This window comes from Metabacillus niabensis (genome assembly GCF_902829255.1).
Classification (GTDB): Bacteria; Bacillota; Bacilli; order Bacillales; family Bacillaceae; genus Metabacillus; species Metabacillus niabensis.
On sequence record NZ_CADEPK010000179.1, the window covers coordinates 1 to 10,873 of the forward strand.

At 36.0% G+C, this 10,873-nt stretch carries 8 protein-coding genes; all 8 read right to left on the reverse strand.

Annotated features, from left to right (window positions below):
• Nucleotides 1-196 precede the first annotated feature (196 nt).
• The 8 genes from HU235_RS12395 to HU235_RS12430 all read right to left on the reverse strand — a co-directional run bounded on the left by HU235_RS12395 (nt 197) and on the right by HU235_RS12430 (nt 10,815).
• Nucleotides 197-2,056 carry a PTS fructose transporter subunit IIABC gene (locus HU235_RS12395; RefSeq protein WP_174880408.1) on the reverse strand — a complete coding sequence of 620 codons (1,860 nt, stop codon included), beginning with the start codon at nt 2,054-2,056 and terminating at the stop codon, nt 197-199.
• A 12-nt stretch (nt 2,057-2,068) separates the two neighbouring features.
• Complete coding sequence (pfkB, locus tag HU235_RS12400; RefSeq protein ID WP_095299010.1) at nt 2,069-2,980, reverse strand: 1-phosphofructokinase; 912 nt, start codon at nt 2,978-2,980, stop codon at nt 2,069-2,071.
• A 459-nt stretch (nt 2,981-3,439) separates the two neighbouring features.
• Nucleotides 3,440-4,633 carry an ABC transporter permease gene (locus tag HU235_RS12405; protein ID WP_174880409.1) on the reverse strand — a complete coding sequence of 398 codons (1,194 nt, stop codon included), beginning with the start codon at nt 4,631-4,633 and terminating at the stop codon, nt 3,440-3,442.
• Nucleotides 4,634-4,635: 2 nt separating this feature from the next.
• Entirely contained in the window at nt 4,636-5,316 is a 681-nt protein-coding gene (locus HU235_RS12410; RefSeq protein WP_145580836.1) for an ABC transporter ATP-binding protein, read from the reverse strand.
• The gene (locus HU235_RS12415) at nt 5,313-6,431 is read right to left on the reverse strand and encodes an efflux RND transporter periplasmic adaptor subunit (protein WP_095299015.1); all 1,119 of its coding nucleotides are present in this window, start codon (nt 6,429-6,431) and stop codon (nt 5,313-5,315) included. The genes HU235_RS12410 and HU235_RS12415 overlap by 4 nt, the downstream gene beginning before the upstream one ends.
• Nucleotides 6,431-7,114, reverse strand: coding sequence for a YknW family membrane protein (locus HU235_RS12420; protein WP_095299017.1), 684 nt, complete (start codon nt 7,112-7,114; stop codon nt 6,431-6,433). The genes HU235_RS12415 and HU235_RS12420 overlap by 1 nt, the downstream gene beginning before the upstream one ends.
• Nucleotides 7,115-7,230: 116 nt before the next feature.
• Nucleotides 7,231-9,051, reverse strand: a complete 1,821-nt coding sequence (locus HU235_RS12425; RefSeq protein ID WP_174880410.1) for an ABC transporter ATP-binding protein — start codon at nt 9,049-9,051, stop codon at nt 7,231-7,233.
• A 9-nt stretch (nt 9,052-9,060) separates the two neighbouring features.
• A complete protein-coding gene (locus tag HU235_RS12430; RefSeq protein ID WP_095299021.1) occupies nt 9,061-10,815 on the reverse strand; it encodes an ABC transporter ATP-binding protein in 1,755 nt (584 codons plus the stop codon).
• Nucleotides 10,816-10,873 lie beyond the last annotated feature (58 nt).

Genomic DNA, 10,873 nt, shown 5'->3' on the forward strand with positions numbered 1-10,873 from the left:
ATATTAGCATGTTAAATTTGCTTTCGAGTATTACGTTATTAGCATTGCTCTAATTTTTTTATCAATACAAACTTACATATTCGAAGATCCATAGAGAGTTAGTATAAACCCAACATTCATTCGCTACATTTGTTATCTTTTCCATTATAATAGAAAAAGGGCCCAAATCTTCGTTTCAAGACTTGAGCCCTTATGTTTATTCGTTTACTGGTTTTTTTAAGATTCCTAACAAAATCGCAGTAACAATAGCACCGATTACAATTGCAACAAAATATAATACTGGATTCCCTTCGACAAGTGGAATTACGAAAGCTCCACCGTGAGGGGCACGAAGACCATTTCCAAAGAACATTGCTAACGCTCCGGCAACTGCTGAACCTGCGACTACTGAAGGAATAACACGTGCTGGATCAGAGGCTGCAAATGGAATTGCCCCTTCAGTAATAAATGAAGCTCCCATAATATAGCAAGTAATACCTGCCTCACGTTCACGCTTTGTAAATTTATTTCTAAAAATTGTTGTAGCAAGTGCAATTCCTAAAGGAGGAACCATCCCACCTGCCATAACAGCTGCATGTGGAGCAAAATTCCCAGCGTCAATCATCGCAATCCCGAAAGTAAATGCCGCTTTATTGATTGGACCACCCATATCAATCGCCATCATTCCACCAAGAATTAAGCCAAGCAACACTAAATTTCCTGTACCTAATCCACCTAAAAAATCACTAATTAATAGATTTAATTCACTTACAGGTTTGTTTACGACAAAATACATAATCATTCCAACTGAAAATATCCCTAATACTGGATAAAGAAGAACTGGCTTTATTCCTTCTAATGAAGCTGGAAGACCAGATAATAGCTTTTTCAATAAGACAATTACATAACCTGCTAAAAATCCTGCAATTAATCCACCTAAAAATCCTGCTCCACCTTGTGCTGCCATAAAACCGCCGACCATACCTGGAGCTAAACCTGGCCGATCTGCAATACTTAAAGCGATAAACCCAGCTAATACAGGAATCATTAACCCAAATGCATTTCCGCCACCAATTGTATTTAATGCCGCTGCAAACGCATTATAAGATTCATGATTAGGATCAGAAGCATGAATACCGAACATAAATGAAAGGGCAATTAAAATACCACCACCAACAACAAATGGGAGCATATTTGAAACACCATTCATTAAATGCTTATAAAATCCTGATCTCTCACTACCGCGATCTTCTTTTTTACCTTCACCATTTCCTTTATAAATGGCTGCATCTTGCTTTAATGCACGTTCAATTAATTCCTGTGGTTTTCTGATTCCGTCAGCAACCGGAACAATGATTACGTGCTTCCCTTTAAAACGTTCCATTTCAACATTTTTGTCAGCTGCAACAATAATGGCAGTTGCCTCTTCAATCTCTGCATCTGTTAAGACATTTTTCGCTCCACCTGAGCCATTTGTCTCAACTTTAATTGAAACATTCATTTCTTTTGCTTTTTCCTTTAAAGAATCAGCTGCCATATACGTATGCGCAATCCCCGTTGGACAAGCGGTAACAGCTAAGATTTTCCCACTGTTCCCAGCAGGTGCAACTTCTTCTTCATCTTGCCTATCATATTTATCAATAATTGATAACACTTCATCACTTGTTTTTGCTTGTAACAGCTGGTCTCTCACTTCTTGCTTCATCAAAATTGATGATAATTTCGACAACGCTTCCAAATGCGTGTTGTTCGCTCCTTCAGAGGCTGCAATCATAAAAAACAAATGACTTTGTTGCCCATCAAGTGCTTCATAATCAATTCCTGCTTTAGAACGACCAAAAGCAATTGCAGGACTTTTCACTGCGTTTGTTTTTGCATGGGGAATGGCAATACCATCACCAATGCCAGTTGTACTTTGCTTCTCGCGATTTAATACAGCCTTTTCATATTCTTCTTTGTTGTTTAATTTTCCAGCTGAATCTAATACGGTTACTAATTCGGAGATAACTTCTCCTTTTGAGCTAGAACCAAGATTTAGTTTTATTGTCTCTTTTGTTAAAAGCTCAGTTATTTTCATCGTTCTTCCCCCTTACACCTTTTTTACCTGTATTTGAGGTAATAATTCCTCAATTTTTTCTTCAGTACAAAGCTCCATTGAAAAAGCAGTAGCACTTCCTGAAGCAACGCCAATTTTAAAGGCATCTTCTAATGGAGCGTTTTTTGTATATGCACTTAAAAACCCACCTACGACTGAATCTCCGGCACCTACTGAATTAACCACATTTCCCTTCGGAACGTTTGCAATATAGCAATCGTTTTCAGTAACAAGTAAAGCACCCTTTTCTGCAAGAGATACGATTACATTTTCAACACCTTGATTCACTAATTTTTTTGCATATACAAGTGCTTCCTCTGGTGTTTGAATGTTAGTTTTAAATAAATCTCCAAGCTCATGGTGATTTGGTTTAATTAAATATGGTTTAAGTTGGACAACCTCTTCCAATGCATCACCTGAAACATCTGCAACAACTTTAATTTCTTTTTCTTTACATAAAGAAATAATTTTCTTATAAATTGTTGGTGGTAATGTTCCTGGAATACTACCAGCTAACACAACGATATCTTCCTTTGTCATTTTTTCAAATGCTTCCATGAATTCGCCTAACTGCTCATCTGTAATCATTGGTCCAAGTCCGTTAATTTCTGTTTCAACATTTGTTTTTAATTTAATGTTAATTCTTGTGTCCCCAGAAACTTGAACAAAATTTGTGTTTATTTTTTCGTTTGCTAGGAAATCTTTAACAAATTGCCCTGTAAAGCCACCAATAAAACCTAAAGCGCTTGATTCGACTCCTAATCGTTTCATAACGCGTGATACATTTATTCCTTTTCCACCTGGGAATTTTGTATCGTCAGTTGTTCGGTTCAAAGAACCTATTTCAAATTGTTCTACTCTTACGATGTAATCAACTGATGGATTCAATGTTACGGTGTAAATCATTTATTCACGACCTTTATTGCATTTATTTTTACAGTAAAGAACTAAAATACTCTGTATATAGCTTACGGAACTTTTAATTCAAATATAAATTCAGTTCAACCAATCAAAGCAAATCTTTTAATCTGAAATACTTAAGGATTATCTATTTATAAAGTCCTATTTTAAGATTAGAAAACTAGCATCTTATTTGTTTCTACTCACTGTAAGCGAATACATCCGTTCCTTACACGTTTATTATACTTTCACTTTCCGCCAAAATCAATCATATTTTTTCAAAAATAATCAAAAACATTCATTTTTCGACTATTTCTGGTCGTTTATGATTATTACAAATAAAAAACGAGGGTGACTCAAAAGGCACTGCCCCCTCAAACACCGGTATATAGAACTAACTTCATCATTAGTCAATATATTGTGTTTGAGGGGTCTGAACCTTTGATTTTGAGCACCCTCGTTTATCTATTCGTATCGTAATGCTTCAATTGGATTTAATCGTGCTGCTTTATTTGCTGGAAGCATTCCGAAAACAACACCAATTATCATTGAGAATAACAAGCCTCCTACCACTACTTGCCAAGAAATTAGTGATGGCCAGCCTGCAAACATCGAAACTATATTAGCTGCTACTGTTCCTAAAAGTATCCCAACGATCCCGCCAATTAATGTTAATGTAACAGATTCGATCAGGAATTGTGTGAGAATTTGACTTTTAGAAGCACCAAGCGCTTTTCGTATTCCAATTTCTCTTGTCCGTTCCGTCACAGAAACGAGCATAATATTCATCACACCTATCCCACCGACAACTAATGAAATTCCAGCGATCGATCCGATAATTAATGTCATAATTGTTGTAATTTGGCCGATACCTTCTGCCATCTCCTCCATATTAAACACTTTGTAGGATTCTTCTGCATTATGTTTCGTATTTAATAATGTTGTTGCTTTCTCTCCAGCTTCTCGCATAGCATCAGCATTTTCAGCTTGTAAAGTCACTTGGTTAAAGTCACTTTTACCGAAGGAAGATTTAAATGTATTTGAAGGGATATAGATTTCCATCGTACCGAAGGAAAACAATCCCGTTGGTTTTTCTAATACACCGACAATTTCAATTGGTTGACCTTTAATCCAGACGACTTGACCAATAGGGTCTTCTTCCTTGAACATTTCCTTTTGGAGTTCATAGCTAATAATTCCGACACGAGTTCCCCCAATAAAATCCGCCTCTAACAAATTTCGCCCATTTTCAACGTTCAATCCGTTAACTTCAATGTATGCTTGATTAATTCCGTATACATTTGTATCAGCCGTTTCTTCACGAAAACGTGTTTGAAAATATTCTGTTGAGGAGGCGACAACTTTTTTCACTTCAGGGATTTCACTTAACGCCTTTACATCATCTTGTGTGAACGCTGCTGTCAGAAAAGCATTCGGATTTGACATTATTTCTTCTTCACTAGGTTCATAGTAAACCTCAATTGTATTTCCTGGTCCTGTTATCGAGGTTTTTAATAGTTGCTCTCCACCTTGCCCAATTGCTACAACTAAAATAACAGAGGCAACTCCGATGATAATCCCTAACATCGTTAAAATAGAACGAAGCTTATGTGCAAGAACTGAACTTAATGCCATCTTCATATTTTCAAGTAAACTCATCTTTATCTCCCCCGTTCTTCATCGGAGAGAATTAGTCCATCCCTTACCGTTATGATTCTCTTTGCATAATCTGCAACCTCTTGCTCATGTGTAACAAGAATAACAGTTACACCCTCTTTATTTAATTCAGTAAACTGTTCCATAATCGAAATACTCGTTTTCGTATCAAGTGCTCCTGTTGGTTCATCGGCTAAAATGATTTTTGGATGATTGACAATTGAGCGTGCAATTGCGACACGTTGCTTTTGTCCACCTGACAATTCATTTGGTAAATGGTTCACACGATTTGCAAGACCAACTTTTTCTAAGGCACGTTTTGCCCTTGCTTCTCTTTCCTTCCTTCCAACACCAGCATAAATCATTGGAAGTTCTACATTCTTTAATGCCGTTAATCGTGGTAACAGTTGAAATTGCTGAAAGACAAAACCAATTGAGAGATTTCGGACCTTTGCTAACTCTTCATCTTTATATGCTGATATGTCTTCATTCCCTAATAAATATGTTCCACTTGTTGGATTATCTAAGCAGCCGATAACATTCATTAACGTCGATTTACCCGATCCTGATGGTCCCATAATGGCGACAAATTCACCCTCATTGATGCTTAAATTGATATCCTTTAAAACATCTAGAATTTCTTCTCCTACTTTGTAGCTTTTAGAAATAGATGTGAGTTGAATCATTTTTTTGTCACTTCCACACCGTTTGTTAAAGCATCTGAAGGATTTACAATAACCTCTTCCTCATCATTTAGCCCTGATTTTATTTCCATATACTCATCACTAGGGGTTCCTATCGTAATCTCTTTACGGATCGCTTTTCCATTCTGATAAATATAAACATAATTTGCTTCACCATCTTGCTTTACTGCACTTAACGGAACCGTTTTGACTGACCGTTTTTCTGTCTGAATTTCCATAATTAGCTTAAAGCCTGGTTTTGCTGGTAAATCCTTTTCATCAATCGAGACTTCAATGGGATATTGTACAGCTGCTTCTTCAGTTCCAACAGCTGTTTCAGTTTTTTCAGGTAATAAACTTACTTTTGTGACAGTTCCTTTCCATTCTTGCTCAGGAATGACATCTGATTTAAGAATAACAGGTTGTTTTTCTTTAATTTTCAATGAATCATATTCTGAGATATATCCTTTCACTACATAATGATCAATTTTTCCAATATGTAATATTGGTGTTTGTACCGTTCCTGAAATTGCTTCCTTGTCGATAGAAAGCACTGTACCCGCCATTTCACTTTTCACTTCAAGCTCAGCCAACTTCTTCTCAATCGTTTCCTTTTGCAGATCTGTTTGTCTTGCTTCAAGATTTGCCACCTTTAAATCGATTTCTAACTGCTCTTTTTCTGTATCGATTTGCTTTTCTGCCTCTTCTTCACCAACTTGCTTTGCAAGCTCTTCCTCCTTGTCCTCTAAATCTTCTATTTGCTCCTTTAATCGATTAATTTGCAAATACGACGATTCTAATGACAAGGCATTTTGCTCCTTTTCTAATTCAAGCTGTTCATTTTCGTAACGAAGTAAAGGAGTTCCCTCTTTCACCTGGTCTCCTTCCTTTACAAGTATCTCTGCTATTTTTCCTTTCTCAGAATCTATATATATATAATCCTCCTGACTTAACGATAATGTTCCTGGAATCATAACATTTCCAGTAATCTCTCGTTCCTCTACCTTTGCAGTTTTGACAGTCGGGTTTTCTTTATTTAAAGATTTAACAACATTTATACCAATAAGCAAAACAATAAGTGTGCCAACGGCAATAGATATCCATACCTTTTTCTTCATTATACTTGTGTCAGTCCTTCTAGAGCACTACTACCCGCAGCTATTCCAGCAGTGATAAGAATTCCGATAACAAATAAAACGATAACGATAGTAATTGCGGATTGTTTTGACAACTTTGCTACCTTAATAAGACCGATGGCTAAAAGAACTTGATACCATATGCTAAATACTTCAATCGAGTTTAAAATAGCTCCGACTGGACCTGTCGCTGCAATAAAACTATTCAAACTAGTAAACATAATAGCTGGGTCCTCACCTAATACCAAAGCTAATAATTGATTAATAATAGAGCCTAAAATAGTAATAAAAGACACAAAAATGATTAAAGAAAACATCTGCTTAAATCTAACATCTGATTTCACCATTTTTGCTGCTAAAAAATATATTGCTGCGAAGAAAAGATATCCTATTGGTACCGTGAATAAACTTGCAATCCCACCACCAACAGCACCGAATATCTTAATCATTTCTAATTCTTCAGGTGACGATTCTTCAAGACCAGGAGTCATCGTATAATCCATATTTAATACAACTACTACAGCTAAAATTGTTGTAATTAAAGTAAACAAAATAAGCGGTACCCAAATAACCGGCCTTTCTCTTAATCTCTCAAATTGTTCACCTGGGCTAAAAATCATACCGAATAATGATGGCTTTTTCGTTTGTACTGTTTCATTCCCCATTTGTAAATAACCTCCATTTTATGTACTCATTAACTAATACGAGGAGATCCGGAAATAGTTTCATCATTTATTTTCCAAAAATAAAAAACGCCAAGATGACGTTTTTTATTCGGATATTAACCTACCTCTAACATTTGAAATTGTGCTTTTACAAGCCCATAATAAATCCCTCTTTGCTCCATTAATTCCGTATGATTCCCTTGCTCCATAATTTCCCCATGGTCAAGAACGAATATATTATCAGCCTCTCTAATTGTTGATAGCCGGTGGGCAATCATAATCGCTGTACGACCATGCAATAATGTTTTTAATGCCTTTTGGATTTTTATCTCTGTTTCCGTATCAATGCTTGCAGTCGCTTCATCTAAAATGATAATAGTTGGATTTGCTAATAAAGTTCGTGCAAAAGATATAAGCTGTCGCTCTCCAACAGATAATACATTTCCTCGCTCTTCAACCTCTGTTAAATAGCCATCTGACAATTTTTGAATAAAGTCATCCGCACCAACTGCTTTTGCGGCTTCAATCACTTCCTCATCAGATGCTAAAGGATTACCAAAACGAATATTATCAATTATCGTCCCAGAGAAAATAAATGTATCCTGAAGAACAACACTAATTTGTGAGCGCAATTTTTCAATTGAAATATCTTTAATATTGACACCATCTATCCTTACTTCGCCACTTGTTACATCATAAAATCGACTAATCAAATTGGCAATCGTCGTTTTTCCAGATCCAGTATGACCAACCAACGCGACCGTTTGACCTGCATCTATTGTAAATGAAACTGAGTTTAATGCCTTTCTTTTTGAATCATACGCAAATTCAACCGACTCAAACTCAATTTTCCCTTTCATTTCATTTACTTCAATTGGATTAAGTGCATCCTTAACAATTGGCTTTTCATCAATAAATTCAAAAATTCGTTCAGAGGAAGCCATTCCTATTAAAAGCTGGTTATATACTTGACCTAATCTGGATATCGGCTCCCAAAACATTCCTAAATAAAATGCAAATGAAACAAAGATACCAATTGAAATTGTTTCATTTGCAATTAAGGTTGCCCCATACCATAATAAGATGGCCGTACCAATTGCATTTGTCATCTCAACCATTGGCGTAAACATCGCATTTCTTCTTGTTGCATTTCTCCATGACTGAAAGTTTTCCGTGTTAACACCATCAAAAAATGCGATATTTTCTTGCTCCTGTGTATAGGATTGCGTAACACGAATCCCTTGAATTGCCTCATTTAAATGTGAATTTAATTTTGATTGCTTTAATCTCACCGATTGCCATGAACGACGAATTTTTTTTCGAAGACTCGTCGAAATAAAAAACATGATCGGTACAATAATTAGAATAGCGAGAGTCAGCTGTGGGCTTAGTGTAAATAGCAAAACGACTACCCCTATTAAAAGGAGGAAATCCATTAATAGATTAATAACTCCACTTGTAAATAGCTCCTGTAAGGAATTAATATCATTCATAATACGAACTAAAATTGAACCCGCTGATCTTTGATCAAAAAACCGATGTGAAAGTGATTGAACATGTGTAAATAAATGTTTGCGCAAATCATAAATGACATTTTGCCCCAACTGATTCGTCCATTTTATTCGAAAACGGTTGGCTATATAGGATAGCACATACATCCCAGCTATTATTGAAACAAGAATTGTTAACAGCCTAGTGTCATTGTTCTTAATTGCATAGTCCAACGTATATTTACCAATTAATATTGGCGCAACTAACCGGACGATTGCTGATACGATTACTGCTAAGAAGGCTAAAGGAAGCAGATTTTTAACATATGGTTTTAAATAGCTTAATAATCTCCACATCTGCTTCCAGTTAAACGGCTGGTCAATAATTGTATCTGTTGAATATTGAAACCTTTCCTTTATCAATACTTTTTTCTCTTGATTATTCATTATTCACACCTACCCGACAGTTGACTGAAGCACAGCCTTCTGATCTTTATATTGAATATCATAAATCCGCTTATAGTATCCATTCCTCTCAACTAGCTCCTCATGCTTACCTCTCTCAATGATTTCACCATTTTCAAGCACAAGAATTTCATCTGCATGCTTGAGGGAAGAAATACGGTGAGCAATAATAAATGTCGTTCTACCGTACATTACTTCCTTTAGTGCCTTTTGTATATGCACCTCTGTTGTCATATCTACAGCACTTGTAGAATCATCTAATATTAAGATTCGAGGATTCAAACAAATTGCCCTTGCGATTGCAATCCGTTGCTTTTGACCACCAGATAAACCCATTCCTCTTTCACCAAGCATCGTATCATACCCATTAGGAAGCTCCATTATAAAATCATGTGCCTGTGCTCTTTTAGCAGCATCAATTATCGTTTCCATTGATGCATCAGGTCTTCCATAAGAAATATTTGCTTTTATAGTAGATGAAAAGAGAAACGATTCTTGTAAAACAACACCAATATTTTCTCTAAGTGTCTTTAATGAATAATCACTTATTTCCCTACCGTCAACAAGAATCCGCCCACTCGTTGGCAAATAAAACCTCGTTAACAATTGGGTAATACTCGTTTTCCCTGAGCCCGTTCCACCAATCAATCCAATCGTTTTACCTGGAGGAGCATCAAAGGAAATATGCTGAAGCGCTAAACTGTCTTCAGGCTTATATCGTAAACTAACATTTTCAAACGTGACATGTCCTTCAATTCCAGAAACATTTACGATATCAATCTTGTTTCGAATTGTCTCCTCTGCTTCAAGAATTTCTAGTAAGCGTTCACCAGAAGCCTTAGATTGGGAAAAATGATTGATTGTAAAACCAAGGTGCATAATCGGACCCATTAAATACCAAACAAGGCTAAAAAAAGCAACTAGCTCGCCAAGCTGTAAGCTACCTCGCATAACGAGAACGCTTCCAAATGCCAATAGCGCAACAACACTTATATTTCCGATCAACTCCATAAGCGGAAAATACTTTGACCAGACAAGTGATGTATTCAAATATTTTTCTTTATAATTTCCATTAGCATTGTTAAATTTTGAAATTTCAAAATTCTCCTGAGACAATGCCTTCACGGTTTGAATTCCACTTATATTCTCTTGAACATTCGTATTTAGCTTACCAAAGGATTTACGTATATTACGAAAAGCGGGATGAACGCGTTTATCAAATTGATAAACAGCAATTCCTAGAAAAGGTAATGCCGCGATCGTAACCAGCGTTAATGGCACCGAATAAAAAAACATAACCGTTAATGTACCAAATACTAGGAGAAAGAATCGCATAAGCTCTGCAAAGCCAAATGATAAAAAGAAGCGAAACCCCTCAACATCTGCAGTAAGCCTTGACATTAAATCACCAGTCTTCGCATTATCATAATAGGAAAACGGCAATCGTTGTAATTTTTCATATAGCTCATTGCGAAGTCGATATACGGAGTTAATCCCAAACATATCACCAAGAAACTGATGAAAATAAGCAGATACCCCTTTTACTGCCATTAATGATAAGAAGCCAACGACAATCCATGGTATGTATTCATATTGTTCCTTTAGGACGACTTCATCAATTGTTAATTGTAATACGATAGGATAAATGACTGTGATTGCTGTTATAAATATGACAAAAAACAATGACCAAAAGAAATATCTTTTATATGGCCAATAAAAGATTTTCAGCTTTTTAAACGTCTCCATCCAAACCCCTCCCCTTTGTGAAAAACTTTGTTTTATTTTTACAATAATTGATTATATC